14 protein-coding genes are annotated in these 16,989 nt (G+C 69.8%); 9 read left to right on the top strand and 5 right to left on the bottom strand.

The features are described from left to right. Window positions 1-29: 29 nt before the first annotated feature. Genes frr through Q9S78_RS10950 form a run of 5 tightly spaced genes read left to right on the top strand, consistent with a single transcriptional unit; the run spans window position 30 to window position 3,217 of the window. Window positions 30-584: a ribosome recycling factor gene (frr, locus tag Q9S78_RS10930; RefSeq protein ID WP_018188028.1), complete on the top strand. Its 555-nt coding sequence runs from the start codon at window positions 30-32 to the stop codon at window positions 582-584. Between the two features lie 7 nt (window positions 585-591). After that, entirely contained in the window at window positions 592-1,623 is a 1,032-nt protein-coding gene (locus Q9S78_RS10935) for a phosphatidate cytidylyltransferase (protein WP_311870210.1), read from the top strand. Next, window positions 1,620-2,174, top strand: a complete 555-nt coding sequence (locus tag Q9S78_RS10940; protein WP_020097221.1) for a DivIVA domain-containing protein — start codon at window positions 1,620-1,622, stop codon at window positions 2,172-2,174. The genes Q9S78_RS10935 and Q9S78_RS10940 overlap by 4 nt, the downstream gene beginning before the upstream one ends. Window positions 2,175-2,217: 43 nt before the next feature. After that, complete coding sequence (locus tag Q9S78_RS10945; protein WP_116229046.1) at window positions 2,218-2,931, top strand: aggregation-promoting factor C-terminal-like domain-containing protein; 714 nt, start codon at window positions 2,218-2,220, stop codon at window positions 2,929-2,931. 4 nt (window positions 2,932-2,935) lie between these two features. After that, entirely contained in the window at window positions 2,936-3,217 is a 282-nt protein-coding gene (locus tag Q9S78_RS10950; protein WP_018188024.1) for an Rv1322 family protein, read from the top strand. On the opposite strand, the gene Q9S78_RS10955 is transcribed toward Q9S78_RS10950, so the two are convergent. Next, window positions 3,218-4,291: an AI-2E family transporter gene (locus tag Q9S78_RS10955; protein WP_018188023.1), complete on the bottom strand. Its 1,074-nt coding sequence runs from the start codon at window positions 4,289-4,291 to the stop codon at window positions 3,218-3,220. 155 nt (window positions 4,292-4,446) lie between these two features. Between Q9S78_RS10955 and Q9S78_RS10960 the strand changes: the two genes are divergently transcribed. Together Q9S78_RS10960 and Q9S78_RS10965 are read left to right on the top strand one after the other, a co-directional pair. Then, the gene (locus Q9S78_RS10960) at window positions 4,447-6,228 is read left to right on the top strand and encodes a DUF8094 domain-containing protein (RefSeq protein WP_311870211.1); all 1,782 of its coding nucleotides are present in this window, start codon (window positions 4,447-4,449) and stop codon (window positions 6,226-6,228) included. Next, a complete protein-coding gene (locus Q9S78_RS10965; RefSeq protein WP_311870212.1) occupies window positions 6,225-7,172 on the top strand; it encodes a tetratricopeptide repeat protein in 948 nt (315 codons plus the stop codon). Before Q9S78_RS10960 ends, Q9S78_RS10965 begins: the two co-directional genes overlap by 4 nt. Window positions 7,173-7,267: 95 nt before the next feature. On the opposite strand, the gene glgB is transcribed toward Q9S78_RS10965, so the two are convergent. Genes glgB through glgX form a run of 3 tightly spaced genes read right to left on the bottom strand, consistent with a single transcriptional unit; the run spans window position 7,268 to window position 13,626 of the window. Further along, window positions 7,268-9,409: a 1,4-alpha-glucan branching protein GlgB gene (gene glgB / locus Q9S78_RS10970; RefSeq protein WP_311870213.1), complete on the bottom strand. Its 2,142-nt coding sequence runs from the start codon at window positions 9,407-9,409 to the stop codon at window positions 7,268-7,270. After that, window positions 9,406-11,481, bottom strand: a complete 2,076-nt coding sequence (locus Q9S78_RS10975; RefSeq protein WP_311870214.1) for an alpha-1,4-glucan--maltose-1-phosphate maltosyltransferase — start codon at window positions 11,479-11,481, stop codon at window positions 9,406-9,408. Before Q9S78_RS10975 ends, glgB begins: the two co-directional genes overlap by 4 nt. A 45-nt stretch (window positions 11,482-11,526) precedes the next feature. Further along, entirely contained in the window at window positions 11,527-13,626 is a 2,100-nt protein-coding gene (gene glgX, locus Q9S78_RS10980; RefSeq protein ID WP_311870215.1) for a glycogen debranching protein GlgX, read from the bottom strand. Window positions 13,627-13,677: 51 nt separating this feature from the next. On the opposite strand from glgX, the gene Q9S78_RS10985 reads away from it, so the two are divergent. Both Q9S78_RS10985 and mnmA read left to right on the top strand, forming a co-directional pair. Beyond that, the gene (locus tag Q9S78_RS10985) at window positions 13,678-14,862 is read left to right on the top strand and encodes a cysteine desulfurase family protein (RefSeq protein ID WP_311870216.1); all 1,185 of its coding nucleotides are present in this window, start codon (window positions 13,678-13,680) and stop codon (window positions 14,860-14,862) included. A 9-nt stretch (window positions 14,863-14,871) separates the two neighbouring features. Further along, window positions 14,872-15,969 carry a tRNA 2-thiouridine(34) synthase MnmA gene (gene mnmA / locus Q9S78_RS10990; protein WP_081626465.1) on the top strand — a complete coding sequence of 366 codons (1,098 nt, stop codon included), beginning with the start codon at window positions 14,872-14,874 and terminating at the stop codon, window positions 15,967-15,969. Here mnmA and Q9S78_RS10995 read toward each other — a convergent pair. After that, window positions 15,926-16,948 (bottom strand): epimerase, encoded by a 1,023-nt coding sequence (locus Q9S78_RS10995; protein WP_311870217.1) that lies wholly within the window; start codon window positions 16,946-16,948, stop codon window positions 15,926-15,928. The two genes, mnmA and Q9S78_RS10995, sit on opposite strands and share 44 nt — an antisense overlap. Between the last annotated feature and the right edge of the window lie 41 nt (window positions 16,949-16,989).

Below are 16,989 nucleotides of genomic sequence, written 5' to 3' on the forward strand. Positions count from 1 at the left end.
AACAGGACGTACCGACGAATGGAGAGACCGTGATCGCCGAGATCCTGGCCGACACGAAGACCCGCATGGACCGCGCCGTCGAGGCTGCGAAAGAGGACTTCTCGACCGTCCGCACCGGGCGCGCGAACCCGCAGCTGTTCCAGAAGGTCATGGTCGAGTACTACGGCACCCCGACCCCGCTGGCGCAGCTCGCATCGCTCAACGCGCTCGAGGCTCGCACGCTCGTCATCACCCCGTACGACAAGTCCGCGCTCAAGGGCATCGAGCAGGCCGTCCGCGACATGCCGAACCTCGGCGCGAATCCGTCGAACGACGGCAACGTCGTCCGCGTCACGATGCCCGAGCTGACGGCTGACCGCCGCAAGGAGTACGTCAAGCTTGTCAAGACCAAGGCGGAGGACGCGAAGGTGCACGTCCGCGGCATCCGTCGCAAGTCGAAGGACGAGCTCGACGCTCTCAAGGGCGAAGTGAGCGACGACGACCTCGCTCGTGCCGAGAAGGAGCTCGACGCGGTGACCAAGACGCACGTCGACCTGATCGACGAGGCGTTGAAGCGCAAAGAGGCAGAACTCCTCGAGGTCTGAGATCGTCATGTCCGAAGACGCATCGGGGAAGGCGCCCGGACCGGACGCCTCCCCGAGCCGATCCGACTCGCGCCGCGGCGGGGATGCCGCGGCGGACTCGTCGTCGTTCCAGGCTCACGTGCGTGCGGCGCGCAGCGAGTTCGAGAGCCAGATCGAACGTGCCCGTGTCGAGTTCGAAGAGGCCAACGAGCGCCTGAACGCGCGCTCCGGGCGCAATCTCCTCGTCGCCACCCTGATCGGTCTCGCGATCGGTGCGGTGGTGCTGGGGTCGCTGCTGTTCTGGAAGTGGGCGTTCATCGCCTTCGCCGTGCCGCTGTGCCTCATGGGAGCGCTCGAGTTCACCCGTGCTCTCCAGGCCGCGGGGCGTCGGATCGACCTCGCCGCGCAGCTGTCGGGCGGTGTCCTGGTCCTCGGCGCAGCGTTCGTGGGCTACCTGACGCAGTGGTTCGTCATCTTCGCCGCCGTCGTCCTCGTCGTCGTGTGGCGTCTCGTCGCCCAGATGGCGGCTCATGACGGGCGGCGGTACGGCGATGTGGTCAGCGATGTCCTCGCCAGCGGTCTGATCCAGGTGTACGTCGTGTTCCACGGCAGCCTCGCACTGGTGATCCTGCGTCAGGATCACGGCGAGCTGTGGTTGCTCGCCGTGCTCGTCATCGCCGTGGCGGTGGACACGGGTGCGTACGCCAGCGGAGTCGCGCTCGGTCGGCACCCGATGGCCCCTCGGATCAGCCCGAACAAGACCTGGGAGGGGTTCGGCGGCGCCGTCGTCGCGAGCCTCGTCGCCGGCGGGCTGCTCGGTGTCCTGATGCTGCAGATCCCGCTCTGGGCCGGCCTCATCCTCGGACTCGCCATCCTCGTCTCCGCGACGGTGGGCGACCTCGGCGAGTCCCTCATCAAGCGCGACCTCGGCATCAAGGACATGAGCTCGTTCCTCCCCGGCCACGGGGGAGTGCTGGACCGCCTCGATTCGATCCTCCCGTCGCTCGTCCCCGGCCTCGCCCTGTACATCCTCCTGAATCCGTTGAGCGCACTGACATGACCGAACTGACTTCGCCCGCTGCCTTCCCCGCCTCCGGCCGTCGCAAGGGCTACGCGCGTCAGCCCGTCGACGAGTTCCTCGCCTCGACGCGCGCGGCGTTCGAGACCGAGGGTACGACGGTGACGTCCGAGGACATCCGGAGCGCGGCTTTCCCGATCGTCCGGGACGGGTACGCCGTCGAGGCCGTCGATGCCGCCCTGGCACGCATCGAGGATGCGTTCGCGCAGCGGGAGCGGGCCGCGGCGATGTCGCAGCGCGGCGCGCGCGCGTGGGTGGGCGCGTCCCGTGCGCTCGCCCAGGAGATCCTCGACAGGCTGTCCCGCCCCGCCCACCACAAGTTCCGGCGCGTCTCGCCCCTTCGCTTCGGGTATCGCGTCGACGAGGTCGACCTCGTCGCGGGTCGCGTCGCGCGGTACCTCGAGGCAGGCGACGGGCTCACGATCGAGCAGGTGCGCACGGTGGCGTTCCGTATGCAGCTCCGTGGCTACGACGAGGCGCAGGTGGATGCCGTGCTGGACGCGGTGGTCGACGTGATGCAGTCCGTCGGATGACCGCGTGGCGGCGGTTCCCCGCCGCGGATATGATCGGTGCACTGTGACTTCCGGCAACGAGATCCTCCCGTCCCGCACCGGCGTCGCCGCGCGGTCGGGCCGGCACTCGGCACGCGTCGCACCTGCTTCCCGCTGGTCGCGTCGTCGCGGTGTGCTCGGGGCGTTCGCGGTGATGGCGACGGCGGGGTTCGTGGCGGCATCCCTTGTCCCGCTCGTCTCGTTCCCGAACACCGCTGAGGCGACCGAACTCGACCCGATGTCGCTCTACGCCTCCACGGTCCACGACGCGCAGCAGTATCACGCCGGCGAGGCCCCGGTCCTCGAACTCGACCGTGCGAGCGAGTACACGGTGTACGTCAAGCCGACCCCCACTCCGACGCCCACTCCCACCCCCGCGAAGAAGTCCGGCTCGGGCTCGTCATCCGGGTGGAGCCCGCCGTTCGTGACCCCGAATCCCGGGAGCGCGCAGGCCATCGCCTACGACATGGTGACCGCGCGCGGCTGGGGCGACTCGGAGTTCGCCTGCTTGGTCGCGTTGTGGAAGAAGGAGTCGGGCTGGCGCGTCAACGCGTACAACGCCTCGAGCGGTGCCTACGGGATCGCCCAGGCCACTCCCGGACGCAAGATGTCGTCCGTGGGCTCTGACTGGCAGACGAACCCGGCGACACAGATCACGTGGGGCCTCGGCTACATCCAGGGTCGGTACGGCACCCCGTGCGGCGCGTGGGGGAAGTCGCAGCGTTCGGGCTGGTACTGAGCCGATGCCCCGCTCGCACCGCCGGAAGCCCACCGGCTCCGACGCATCCTTCGATCGCCTGCTGGCCGGCTGGAAGCGGACCGAGCAGCGACGCGGTGTGGAATGGACTGTTCAACCGGTGTCGGCCGTCCAGGCGCAGAAGGAGTACACCTGCCCCGGCTGCGGCCGCACGGTGCCGCGGGGAACGGCGCACGTCGTCGTCTGGCGTGCCGACGGTGTGCTGGGGGATGCCGCCGATCTGGCGGCGCGGCGCCACTGGCACACCGCCTGCTGGCGGATCGCCTGATCAGAGTTCGTTCTGACGCGGGATCAGGACCTGTCGGTAGATGATCAGCACGCTCGCGGCGACCGGGATGGCGATGAGGGCGCCCAACAGGCCGAGGAGCGAACCGCCCGCCAGCGCCGCGATCACGACGACGGCGCCGGGGACCGAGACCGCGCGGCTCATGATGCGCGGCGAGATGAAGTACGCCTCGACCTGCATGTAGACGAGGTACCAGATGAGTGCCACGAGGGCGGTCAGGGGAGAGGCGAGCCCGAGGCATGCGATCACGATGATGGCAGATCCGGTGAGCGTACCGACGAGCGGGATCAGAGAGAAGAAGAAGGCGATGACGGCCAGAACGGCCGGGAACGGCGCCTTGATGATCGAGAGGAAGACGGCGCTCAGGATGCCGTTGATGGCACCGAGGATGACCTGCCCCATGACGTAGTAGCCCACCGAGGCGGTGATCTGCTCGGAGAGGTCGACGAACCGCTCCCGCTTGGACGCCGGGGCGAGTTGGTAGACGGAGCGCTTAAGCGACCGCATCGACGCGGTGAAGTAGATGGTGAGGATCAGGACGATGATCGTCCCGGTGGCGAAGGCGACGATCCCCGCGCCGAAGGACAGCAGGCCGGATCCGAGGGACGCGCCGATGTCGGTGAAATCGAGTCCGTTCCACCAGTCGTTCACGTAGTTGAGGACCATGTCGACCTGCAGGAGCGGGAAGGTGTCGGCCAGCCACTTGCTGACGACCGTGATCGGGTTCCACTCGCCGTTGATCGCGCTGTCCACGAGGCGCTGAGTCTGCTGGACGAGCTTGGCGATCTGGTCCACGAGGACGGGCACGACGATGAGCACGAGGGCGGACGCGATAGCGAGGAGCCCTGCGAAGGTCGCCACCAGGGCTCCCCAGCGCGGGAGGCCGCGGCGCTCAAAGAAGGAGACGACGGGGTCGAGTCCAAGAGCGAGGAACAATGCCGTGCCGATGTAGAGGAACACCGTCGACAGCGTCTGCACACCGGTCAGGATGAGGATGCCCACGCCCACGCCGAGCGTGGCGATCAGTGCAGTACGGAACGGATGCTGGATCTTCACGTCGGCCCTTTCCCAGGTCTGCACTCACCCTAGTTCTCTCATAGCGACCTCATGAGCAGACACACGCTCCCACGCGTTTGCCAGCGCCGTTCGCTAGGCTGGAATGTCGATCGGCCATGCACTCCCTGATGCAGGTCGGAGGAGGGCGGCGGTTCGTGAGATTCGTGTGGGCGATCATCGCCTTCGTACTGGCCACGGTGATGATCGGTGCCGGCATCGCACAGCGCACGATCCTCGAGGCTCCCACGACCGAGACGGCGAAGATCTCGACGGATGGTGCAGAGCCGTACGTTCTGATCGACGGGGCCGTGCTCGCGAGTCATCCCGGTGCGCAGACCGTTCGCATCGACGGGACCGGTCAGGTCTTCGCCGCCTACGGGCGGACCCAGGATGTCACGGCGTGGCTCGCACCGACGCCGTACGTGCACGTGACCCTCGGTAAGGACGGCGAACCGACGTCGAAAACGGTCCCCGCCTCGGCTCCGGTCGAAGGTGCGTCGCCGACGGCGTCTCCCGCCGGCTCCGACCTGTGGCTGGACGAGTTCCAGCAAGACGGTTCGCTGGCGACGACGCTGCGGCTGCCCGAGGACATGAGCGTCCTGGTCGCCTCCGACGGCTCGGCGGCCGCCCCCTCCGCCATGAGTGTCTCCTGGCCTACGGGCGCGACAACCCCCTGGGCGGGTCCTCTCCTGGCGGGCGGCATCGCCATGGCCGTCGTGGGGTTGGTCCTCTACATCCTCGCTCTCCGTCATGTACGGCGCTCCCGCGGTCCCCGCCGGAAGGGTCTGCCGCTCACGCAGACCCAGCCGATCGACCTCGCGGTCGAAGAAGCGGAGAAGGGCGTGATCACCGCAGCCCCCACCCGGCGGCGCCTGACGATCGGCCGTCGGCGCAGCGTGGTCGCGCTCTCTGCTCTCGTGGCAGGGGGCATCGCTCTGACCGGCTGCTCGCCCGAGGCATGGCCCGATCTCCAGCCCGGGACGACGCCCTCTCCGACTCCGTCGGTCATCGTCCCGGAAGGTCAGGGTGCTCCGGCCGTCACCCAGACGCAGGCCGAACGGATCCTGACGAGGATCTCCGAGCAGGTGCAAGCCGCCGACAAGGCCAACGACCCGAAGGTGGCGGCGGCCAGGCTGACAGGCCCCGCCCTCGTGGAACGGGAGACCAACTACCGCCTGCGCACGGCACTTCCGAAGGCGGAGGCCCTCCCGGCGATCCCCTCCGGTGACATGACGGCGTTCCTCCCGCAGGCCCAGAACGACTGGCCCCGCATGTTCCTCGCCGTCGTCGAAGACGCCGACGGAGTCGGGACGGTGTTGACCGCCACGCAGGAGAATCCCTGGGCCGAGTACAAGGTCGCCTACATCTCCAGTCTCCGGGCCGACGCCAGCATGAACCTCGCGGCCAAGTACGTGGGCGCCGTCGCCGTGGAGCCGAACTCGCCGTTCCTCCTCATGCCGCCCAAGGACCTCGCGGCCGCGTATGCGGACGTTCTCGACAAGGGTGCCAAGAGCGAATTCGCCGGCATGTTCGACGAGAAGAGCGACACCTTCCGCCCGCTGGTGGCGGAGAACCGCGCGACGCTCTTGAAGAACTTCAACGAGACCGGTGAGAAGACCGGCCGCGTCTCCTTCCTCGCCGAGCCCGGCCCGTCCGAGCCACTCTCACTCGTCACGCTCGACAGCGGCGCGATCGTCGCGGTCACGGTGACGGAGAATGAGACGATCGTGCCGACCGACGAGGACGCCGTGATCAAGCTCGGCGACAACGTCGTCGTGAAGGCGCTGTCCGGCGTCTCGCAATCGAGCACCGGATTCCGCACCCGTTACACCGATCAGCTGTACTTCTTCGTCCCCGCGCAGGGGTCGAACGACAAGATCCAGCTGCTCGCCTCCCGTTCCAACGTCCTCGACGCCAAGGTGGTTGAGAAAGAGTGAGTACCCCCGCCCCCGGTGCCGTCCTGCGCGGCGCCGTCGACCTTTCGTCCCTCCGCAACCGGCCCGCCGGCCCGGCGCCCGCCGGCGGCACCGCGCCCTCGCCGGACGGGCAGGCACCGGCATCCCGCCTCGTCTTCGACGTCACGGATGCGGACTTCGGGCAGGTGCTCGAGTTGTCGAAGACGGTTCCCGTCGTCGTCGACCTCTGGGCCGAGTGGTGCGGTCCGTGCAAGCAGCTGAGTCCCGTGCTCGAGAAGCTCGTCACCGAGCTCGGTGGTCGACTCGTGCTCGCGAAGGTGGACGTCGACGCGAATCCCCAGCTCGCCCAGAGCTTCCGTGCCCAGTCGATCCCGCTCGTCGTCGCGCTCGTCGCGGGGCAGCCGGTGCAGCTGTTCACCGGTGCGGTCCCCGAGGCGCAGGTGCGCGAGGTGTTCACGCAGCTTCTGCAGCTCGCCGCCCAGCACGGCGTCACCGGCACCATTCCGATGGAGGGGGCACCGACGGCCGAGGGCGATGACGCTGCTCCCGCGCTCCCGCCCCTGCATCAGGCGGCGTTCGATGCGATCGAGGCCGGCGACTATGCCGCTGCCGCGACCGCGTACGAACAGGCGCTGACGGAGAATCCCCGTGACGAGGATGCGAAAGCCGGGCTGGCGCAGGTCCACCTGCTCGCCCGCGTGCAGCACCTCGATCTCGCCGAGGCCCGCGCGGCTGCCGCATCAGCGCCGGCCGACGTCGACGCGCAGTTCGCGGTCGCAGACCTCGATCTCGCGGGTGGTCATGTCGACGACGCGTTCGCGCGCCTGCTGGACCTGTTCGCGGCTCTTCCCGCCGAGGAGCGTGCTCCCGTGCGGGAGCGCCTGCTCGAGCTGTTCGGTGTCGTCGGAGACGCCGATGCGCGGGTGATCCGGGCGCGCGGTCGTCTGGCGAGCCTGCTGTTCTGACGTCTCCCGCAGACGACGGAGAAGGGGGTCCGGGGCTGAGCCCCGGACCCCCTTCTCACGCCGCGCGGCTGTTTCTCATGCCTCGCGGCGGTTTCTCATGCCTCCCGGCGGTGGCGGAGCCAGAGGACGCCCAGCGGCGGCAGAGTCACGTGCGCGGTACCGTCGGCATCCGTCGTCACGCCTCCGAAGTTGCCGACGCCCGAACCGCCGAACTCGGCCGCGTCGGAGTTGAGCACCTCGGCCCATACACCGGTCTCGGGCAGCGTCAGTCGCACGTCGTGACGCGGTGACCCGGCGAAGTTGCACAGAACCACGACCGTGCCGCCGTCGTGGTCGCGCCGCGCGAACCCGAGGACGTTGCTGTCGGGGGAGTGAGGCCAGACCCGGGAGAACGCGGACCCGTCGCTGTCGCGCGCCCACAGCGGAGCCTCGTCCCGGTAGGTGTGATTCAGTGCGGAGACGAAGTGCTGCAGCTGCTGGTGCGCGGGCTGGTCCAGCATCCACCAGTCGAGACCGCGTCCTTCGGACCACTCGGACATCTGCCCGAACTCCTGGCCCATGAACAGCAGCTGCTTGCCGGGGTGCCCCCACATGTACGCCAGGAAGGCGCGCATGTTGGCGAGTTGCTGCCAGTGGTCGCCCGGCATCCGGGTGAACAGCGACCCCTTGCCGTGCACGACCTCGTCGTGGCTGATCGGCAGGACGAAGTTCTCGCTGAAGGCGTAGACGAACGAGAACGAGAGTTCACCCTCGTGGTGAGCGCGGTACAGCGGGTCGCGGCCGATGTAGACGAGCGAGTCGTTCATCCAGCCCATGTTCCACTTGAAGCCGAAGCCGAGACCGCCCTGGCTGGTCGGCGCGGTCACTCCCGGGAAGCTCGTCGACTCCTCGGCGATCATCGCGATGCCGGGGTAGCGCTTGTAGGCCGTGGCGTTGACCTCCTGCAGGAAACGCATCGCTTCGAGGTTCTCGCGGCCGCCGTGGATGTTCGGCTCCCACTCGCCCTCTTCGCGGGAGTAGTCGAGGTAGAGCATCGAGGCGACGGCGTCGACCCGCAGCCCGTCGACGTGAAACTCCTCGAACCAGTACAGCGCGTTGGCGACGAGGAAGTTCCGCACCTCGTTGCGGCCGTAGTCGAAGATGTACGTGCCCCAGTCGCGGTGCTCACCGCGGCGCGGATCCGGGTGCTCGTACAGGGGCGCGCCGTCGAAGCGGGCGAGAGCGAACGCATCCTTCGGGAAGTGCCCCGGGACCCAGTCCATGATGACGCCGATGCCCGCCTGGTGGAGGCGGTCGATGAGGTAGCGGAGCTCGTCGGGCGTACCGAAGCGGCTCGTCGGGGCGTAGTAGCCGGTGACCTGATAGCCCCAGGAGCCGCCGAAGGGGTGCTCGGCGAGCGGCAGGAACTCGATGTGCGTGAAGCCCTGCCCGCCGACGTAGTCGACGAGTTCGTCAGCGGCCTCGCGGTAGCCGAGTCCCGGACGCCAGGACCCGAGGTGGAGTTCGTACGTCGACATCGGCCGGTCGTGCACCGATCCGCTCGCGCGGTCGGCGAGCCACTCGTCGTCCGACCAGGTGTACTCGCTCTCGGTGACGACGGATGCCGTCGCGGGCGGGACCTCCGCGCGACGCGCCATCGGGTCCGCCTTCATGACCCACTGCCCGTCGGCGGTGAGGATCTCGAACTTGTACGCGGATCCCACGCCGATGCCGGGGACGAACAGCTCCCAGACGCCGGTGGAGCCCAGGGAACGCATGGCGTGCTGCGTACCGTCCCACCCGTTGAGGTCGCCGACGACGCGGACGGCCCGGGCGTTGGGAGCCCAGACGGCGAACGACACGCCGCTCAGCGCGTCGTAGTGGCGCACGTGCGCACCGAGCACCTTCCAGAGCTGCTCGTGGCGTCCTTCGCGGATGAGGTGGAGGTCGACCTCACCGACCGTCGGCAGATGGCGATAGGGGTCGTCGACACGGTAGTCGGGCGCCCCCTCGTAGGTGGCGACGATGTCGTAGGCGGTGGGCTGGACCGTCGTCTCGCCCTCCCAGACGCCCGCGCGGATGTGTCGGAGCTCGACGCGGGCGCCGTCGGAGAGGACGGCGGTCACGGTCTGCGCGAAGGGACGGCGCGCGCGTACCACCCACCCGTCGCCGTCCTGATGGGGGCCGAGCACATCGTGCGGGGCGTGGTAGGCGCCGGCACCGACGGCATCCAGGATCGAATCGTCGGGACGGGTCATGAGCGTGCCTTCACGTGGAGGATGTGGACGGGTTCGGCGAACGCGTCGAGGCGGACGTAGTTGTGTTCGTTCCAGGTCCAGCGGGCACCGGTGACGAGGTCCTCGACGTCGTAGTCGTGGCCGCGGGGGATGCCCCAGAGCTCCGAGTCGACGTGGACCGTCGTCTCGCGGGCCGAGTGGGGGTCGACGTTGGCGACGACGATGATCGTGTCGGATTCCCCGGTCGGCGAGAGGGCGGCCGGGAGGTGCTTGGCGTAGGCCACGATCGCGTCGTCGTCGGAGCCGAGGAGGTGGAGCCCGCGGAGCTGGCGGAGCGCGGGGTGCGCGCGTCGGATCTCGTTGAGCCGGCGCAGGTACGGCGCGAGCGAGTCGCCGGATGCTTCGGCGGCCTCCCAGTCGCGGAACTTGTACTCGTACTTCTCGTTGTCGATGTTCTCTTCCGAGCCGGGACGCGCGACGTTCTCGTAGAGCTCGTAGCCCGCGTAGACGCCGTAACTGGCGCCCGCGGTCGCGGCGAGCGCCGCACGAATGCGGTACGCCGGACGACCGCCGAACTGGAGGTACTCGGTGAGGATGTCGGGGGTGTTCACGAAGAGGTTCGGCCGCATGAAGTCGGCTGTCTCATCGGCGATCGACGCGAAGAACTCCTCGATCTCGGTCTTCGTGTTGCGCCAGGTGAAGTACGAATAGCTCTGTTGAAAACCGCTCTGCGCGAGCGCCCGCATCGGCATCGGGCGCGTGAAAGCCTCAGCGAGGAAGACCACGTCGGGGTGCTCCGCGTTCACCGTGCGGATGAGCCACTCCCAGAACTGCAGCGGCTTGGTATGCGGATTGTCGACCCGGAAGATGCGGACACCCTGCCGGATCCAGTGGTGGACGATGCGCAGGACCTCGGCGCGGATACCGTCCGGGTCGTTGTCGAAGTTGACCGGATAGATGTCCTGGTATTTCTTCGGCGGATTCTCCGCGAACGCGATGGATCCGTCCGGGAGGGTCGTGAACCACTCGGGGTGCTCCGTGACCCACGGGTGATCGGGCGCGGCCTGGAGGGCCAGATCGAGCGCGACCTCGAGCCCCTGGGCGGCAGCCGCGTCGACGAAGGCGCGAAAGTCCTCCAACGTGCCGAGGTCGGGGTGGACCGAGTCGTGCCCGCCGGCGGCGGAGCCGATGGCCCAGGGGGAACCCGGGTCGCCGGGACCTGCGTCGAGGGTGTTGTTCGGACCCTTGCGGTTCACTTCGCCGATCGGGTGGATCGGGGGGAGGTAGAGGACATCGAAGCCCATGGCCGCGACGCCGGGAAGGCGCTTCGCCGCCGTGCGGAAGGTGCCGCTGCGGACGGTGCCGTCCGGCATCCGCTCGGCGCCCTCGGAGCGGGGGAAGAACTCGTACCAGGCTCCGACGCCCGCCCGCTCGCGTTCCACGAGGAGCGTGTTCTCCTCGTGGACGGTGTGGAGCGAAAGAGCGGGCCGGTCGGCGAACGCGTCGGCGAGTGCGGGGTCGCGGACGATGATGAGTGCCGCAGCGTCGTCCACGGAGTCGTCGCGGAGCGCGCGGGCGGCCGCGGTGAGGGCGGTCCGTTCGTCCGCAGGTCGCGTCTTCTCCGCGGCTGCGCGTTCGAACAGGCGAGCGCCCGTCTCCCGCATGAGGATCGGGTCGACACCGGCCGCGATCTTCACCTCGGCGGCATGCCGCCAGGTCGCGTAGTCATCGGCGAACGTCTCGAACCGGAAGCGCCACACCCCCTGTTCGAGGGGTGCGACGTGCACCTGCCAGGTGTCGAAGCCGTCGTCGAGCGGATGCAACCGGTGCAGAGTAGCGACTCCCGAGGGTGACGTCAGCCGCAGGTGCACCCCGATCCGGTCGTGGCCTTCACGGAACGCGGCGACCGTGAAGGGCACCGCCTCGCCCACGAAGGCCGACGGGGCGAACCTGCCGCCCGGGACGCTCGGACGATGCGATGCGATCGGGATGCGGCCGTTGCGGATCCCGGCATCCTTCTTCGTCGCCTTCGCCGGGCGAAGGGGGATCTCTGCGGAGCTGCGGACGGAAGCGGGGGAGATCGGTGAGGCCACGTTCCGAACCTACCGTTGCCGGGCGGGCCCGGAAACGGCCCTGGATCACTCGGCCCGGAACAGGTACATTGACGTCCCCGCCGCGGGGAACGTCTCGCCGGGGGTTCGGACGTCCGCGTGATCGGACGGCCGTTCGTCGACGCTCGACCAGAGCGGGACGAACCTGGTGACCCCGTCCAGCGCGGGCAGCGTGATGTCCGTCCCCCGCTCGCGACCATGGACGACCAGGAGGATGCGGTTCGGCGCCTCGTGCTCCGGAGTCGACTGGGCGTCGTACTGCAGGGTCCGGTGGGACGGATCCGTCCACTGCTCCACCGACATCGTCTGGCCGTGCTCGTCGTACCAGTCGATCACCGAGGCGCTCGGTACCGTCTTGTCGGCATGCGCGAACCGCACGGGGCGGAGCGCGGGGTTCTCGCGGCGGATGCGCGTGAGCAGCTCGACGTGCGCGCGGAGCTCCTCCTGCCAGTCGCTCAGGTCCCAGTCGTACCAGGTCAGGTCCGAGTCGTGGCAGTACGCGTTGTTGTTGCCGTCTTGGCTCCGGCCGATCTCGTCGCCCGCGGTGATCATCGGGACACCTGCGGACAACAGGAGCGTGCCCATGAGGTTCCGCATGGCCCGCCGCCGCGTGCGCAAGACCGCCTCGTCGTCGGTCGGTCCCTCGAAGCCGTGGTTGAAGGATCGATTGGTGTCCGCGCCGTCGCGTCCGTGCTCGCCGTTGGCGTCGTTGCGCTTGACGTCGTAGGAGACGAGGTCGTGCAGGGTGAACCCGTCGTGCGCGGTGACGAAGTTCACGCTCGCGAGGGGTCCCCGCTCGGCGCTGAACGTGTTGGCGGAGCCGGCCAGGCGGGTGGCGAACCCGCCGATGCCGACGGGCGTCACGTCCGCGCGCCGCGAGTAGTCGATGTCACTCAGCCAGAAGTTCCGGACCCGATCGCGGTACCGGTCGTTCCACTCGCTCCACCCCGTGCCGAACCCGCCGGTCTGCCATCCGCCCAGGCCGACGTCCCACGGCTCGGCGATCTTCTTCACGCCGGTGAGCGCGGGGTCGTCGATGATCGCGCGCAGCAGCGGATGGTCAGCGGTGAACGTGTGCGAGGCATCCCGTCCCAGGGTCGGCGCCAGATCGAATCGGAACCCGTCGATCTGCACCCCGTTCGCCCAGTAGCGGAGGGAGTCGAGGACCAATCGGGCCGCGGCATCCGTCGAGGTGTCGACGGAGTTCCCGCATCCGGTCACGTCGATGTAGGTACCGTCCTCGGCCTGCCGGTAGTAGGCGCGGTTGTCGATGCCGCGGAAGCTCGACCGCGGCTCCCCGAGCCCCTGCTCGGAGGTGTGGTTGTAGACCACGTCGAGGATCACCTCGATGCCGGCCTGGTGGAGCAGCTTCACCATGCCCTTGACCTCGCGGAGCACGGCGCCTGCGCCCTCGGCCTGCGCCGCCGCGGTCGCATACGGGGCGTGGGGCGCGAAGAACCCCACCGAGTTGTATCCCCAGTAGTTGGTCAAGCCCAGCTGCAGCAGGCGCGGCTCGCTGGCGAAGGCGTGGATCGGGAGGAGCTCGACGGCGGTCACGCCGAGGCGCTGGTAGTGCTCGATCATCGCCGGGTGCGCCATGCCGGCGTACGTGCCGTGCAGCGCCGCCGGGACCCCGGGATGCCGCTTGGTGAGCCCCTTGACGTGCGCCTCGTAGACGACGGTGCGGTCGAGGGGCGTCTCGGGCTTGCGCACGCCACCCCAGTCGAAGCACTCGTCGACGACGACCGATCTCCAGGAATGGATGCCGGGCACCGCCAGTCCGCGCGCGTACGGGTCGATGAGGAGGGTCGCGGGATTGAACGTCATCCCCGGGCCGTGCGGTCCGTCGACGCGCACGCTGTATCGCACGCCCGGGCGGAGCACGGGTGTCGTCACCTCCCAGACGCCGCCGCCCGCGGGCGAGAGCGGCAGAGTCTCGACGATCCAGTCGGGGTCGTCGTCGTCGAACACGACCACCTCGACGGCGCTCGCGTCGCCGGACCAGATGCGCAGGGTGGCGACGCCGTCGTGCAGACGTACCCCGAGACGGTCGTACGTGTCCGAGAGGAGGTCTGCGGCGGGGGAGACGGATGCCGCGGTGGTCGGGTCGGCCGGGGCGGAGATCATGCGTTCTACAGTAGTGAGCAGGTGATGGACGACAGCGGCAGGCGGAGGGCGATGGGGGTCTATCTGGACCACGCGGCATCCACGCCGCTGCGGCCCGAAGCGCGCGAGGCGTGGCTCGCTGCGGCGGAGCTGACCGGGAACGCGTCCTCGGTGCACGGTGCGGGGCAAGCCGCACGCCGAGTCCTGGAGGATGCGCGCGAGCGCATCGCGGCGGTCCTCGGCTGCGATCCGATCGAGGTCGTCTTCACCTCGGGGGGCACGGAGTCCGTCAACCTCGGCGTGAAGGGCCTGTGGTGGGCGCGGGAGCCCGACCGCTCGGCGATCGTCCTGCCCGACGGCGAGCACCATGCGACCCTCGACACGGTCGAGTGGCTCGCCGCAGCCCAGGGGGCACAGGTCCGCCCGGTGCCGTTGGACCCGGAGGGGGCGATCGACGCCGACGCCTTCGCCGCGGTGCTGCCGGGTGCGGCCCTCGCGACGGCGCTCGTCGCGAACAACGAGGTGGGGACGGTGTCCGACGTGGCGCGTCTCGCCGCGGCCGCAGCGGATGCCGCCGTGCCGCTGCACCTCGACGCGGTGGGCGCGATCGCCCACACACCGATCGACTTCGCGGCGCTCCGCGGAACGGGGAATGCGCCGCACGGACTCGTCGCCGCCAGCGTCTCGGGTCACAAGGTCGGCGCTCCCGTCGGTACGGGGGCACTCGTGGTCTCGCGGTTCGCCCGGATCGGCGCCGTCCTCCACGGCGGCGGACAGCAGCGAGGTCTCCGCTCCGGCACCCCCGACGTCGCGGGTGCCGCTGCCCTCGCCGTCGCCCTCGAGCTCACAGCGGCTGAGCGGGACGCCGAGTCGCCGCGACTGACGGCGCTCGCGGGTCGGCTGGCCGACGGCATCCGTCGCATCGTCCCCGGGGCGCGCCTGCTGGGCTCGCCGGACCGGCGGCTGCCGGGCCACGTCCACGTCCTGTTCCCCGACGCGCTGGGCGAGACCCTGCTGTTCCTGCTCGACCACTCCGGCGTCGAGGTCTCCACGGGGTCCGCGTGTCAGGCCGGGATCGCGGAACCGAGCCACGTCGTCATGGCGCTCGGATACGGCGACCGCGAGGCGCGCTCGGTCCTGCGGATCACCCTCGGGCGATCGAGCACGGCGGACGACGTCGACGCGTTCCTCGCGGCGCTCCCGGATGCGCACCGGCGAGCCGCGGCATCCAGCGCCCGTGCGGCCGCCCGCTCGTAGACTGGAACGATGCGCGTACTGGCAGCGATGAGCGGTGGGGTCGATTCGGCGGTTGCCGCGGCCCGAGCCGTCGACGCCGGACACGACGTCGTCGGCGTCCACCTCGCGCTCTCGCGTGCGGGCGGGACGCTGCGCACGGGCAGCCGGGGCTGCTGCACGATCGAGGACGCCCTAGACGCGCGGCGCGCGGCGGATCTGCTCGGCATCCCGTTCTACGTGTGGGACTTCTCCGAGCGTTTCCGAGACGACGTGATCGACGACTTCATCAGCGAGTACCGGGCGGGGCGCACCCCGAACCCGTGCATGCGGTGCAACGAGAAGATCAAGTTCGCGGCTCTCCTCGAGCGCGCGATCGAGCTCGGGTTCGACGCCGTCTGCACGGGCCACTACGCGACCCTGGTCGACGGCCCCGAGGGCCGCGAGCTGCACCGCGCGTCGGATGAGGCGAAGGACCAGTCCTACGTCCTCGGTGTGCTGACGGCGGATCAGCTCGCGCACACGTACTTCCCGCTCGGCACGACCCCGTCCAAGGCGGTCGTCCGCGCTGAGGCCGCCGAGCGCGGCCTGACCGTCGCCCAGAAGCCCGACAGCCACGACATCTGCTTCATCCCCGATGGCGACACCCGCGGCTGGCTGGCCGAGAAGGTCGGCGCCGAGCAGGGCGACGTGCTCGACCGGGACGGCGCCGTCGTGGGCCGCCACGAGGGTGCGCACGCCTTCACCGTCGGTCAGCGTCGCGGCCTGCAGCTCGGCGTGCCGGCCGCGGACGGCAAGCCGCGCTTCGTCCTCGAGGTGCGTCCCGTCTCGAACACCGTCGTCGTCGGTCCCAAGGAGGCGCTCGCGACGGCGGAGATCTCCGGGGAACGGCACAGCTGGGCCGGCCGTGCGCCTGAAGACGGCGCGTTCGCGTGCCACGTCCAGATCCGGGCACACGCCGACCCGGTGCCGGCGCGTGCCATGGTGGCCGCAGGCTCGGTGACGGTCGTCCCCGACGAGCCCTTCGACGGGGTCGCCCCCGGTCAGACGGCGGTCCTCTACGACGGAACGCGCGTCATCGGTCAGTTCACGATCGCGCGGACCGTGTCCGCCGTGCCGCAGGACGCCTGAGCCTCCGCTCGCGTTCGACGGACGCGAGCGCCTCGCGCAGGTCGGTGTGCGAGAAGCGGAACCCCGCCTCGACCAGTCGCTCGGGCGCGACCCATCTGCTCTTCAGGATCAGCTCGGGCTCGGTGCGGAGGACCCACATGGCGATCTCGAGCATCCAGCGGAGCGAGGGGATTCCCACCGGCATCCCGACGACGCTCCGGAGGGAGCGCATGAGCGACCGGTTGTCGGATGCCTCGGGCACCGCGACGTTCACGACCCCCGCGATGTCGTCGCGCCGGACGAGGAACCGGATCGCGTCGAGCACGTCGTCGATGTGCACCCAGCTGAACCGCTGACGGCCGCGCGTGCGGTACCAGGGCGGCCGGCCGCCGGTGGGCTCGTCGCCGATGCCGCGATAGCGACGGTGCGGCGGGACCCAGCCGTCGTGCTGCGGCCCGCCGAGGCCGGTCCGGGCGAGGGTGAGCAGCATGCGTGTCGCGGGACCGTCGCCGACGACGATCGCCAGGCGGAGCGCGACGCGCCTCGTCGCCGGGAGGTCGGCGGCGAAGAAGGCGCGCTCCCACGCCTTCGCGACGTCGACCGAGAACCCGGCGCCGAGCTCGCCGGTCGACTCGGTGTTCGGCCGGTCCATCGCGTGGCGGTAGATGGTCGCGGTCGACGAGTTCACCCAGAGTTTCGGCGGGACGGATGCCGCCGCCACCGCATCGTGCAACGCCCGCGTCGTCTCGACTCGGGAAGCCAGGATCGCGTCGCGGTTCGCATCGGTGTAGCGGCAGTCCACGGATTTTCCGGCGAGGTTGACGAGAAGGTCCGCGCCGTCGACCGCCGCATGGAGCGCCTCCGGGTCGTTCCAGGACACGCGGGAGGTCCGACCCACCTCGACGACGTCGTAGCCGTCGGCGCGGAGAGAGGCGGCAAGAGCTTCGCCGATGAACCCGCCGGCTCCGGCGACCACGGCACGGGGACGGTCGGTGCTCATGCCTCGACGGTACATGCACCGGCCGCCACCCCCGCCCGCGG

The sequence above is a fragment of the Microbacterium aquilitoris genome (assembly GCF_031932285.1).
Taxonomy (GTDB): domain Bacteria; phylum Actinomycetota; class Actinomycetes; order Actinomycetales; family Microbacteriaceae; genus Microbacterium; species Microbacterium aquilitoris.

Coding starts and splice junctions, on each gene's coding strand:
- Q9S78_RS10950 (WP_018188024.1), top strand. CDS start 2,936: ATGCCCCGCTCGCACCGCCGGAAGCCCACCGGCTCCGACGCATCCTTC.
- Q9S78_RS10995 (WP_311870217.1), bottom strand. CDS start 16,948: ATGAGCACCGACCGTCCCCGTGCCGTGGTCGCCGGAGCCGGCGGGTTC.
- glgB (WP_311870213.1), bottom strand. CDS start 9,409: ATGACCCGTCCCGACGATTCGATCCTGGATGCCGTCGGTGCCGGCGCC.
- Q9S78_RS10940 (WP_020097221.1), top strand. CDS start 1,620: ATGACCGAACTGACTTCGCCCGCTGCCTTCCCCGCCTCCGGCCGTCGC.
- Q9S78_RS10985 (WP_311870216.1), top strand. CDS start 13,678: ATGGGGGTCTATCTGGACCACGCGGCATCCACGCCGCTGCGGCCCGAA.
- Q9S78_RS10935 (WP_311870210.1), top strand. CDS start 592: ATGTCCGAAGACGCATCGGGGAAGGCGCCCGGACCGGACGCCTCCCCG.
- glgX (WP_311870215.1), bottom strand. CDS start 13,626: ATGATCTCCGCCCCGGCCGACCCGACCACCGCGGCATCCGTCTCCCCC.
- mnmA (WP_081626465.1), top strand. CDS start 14,872: ATGCGCGTACTGGCAGCGATGAGCGGTGGGGTCGATTCGGCGGTTGCC.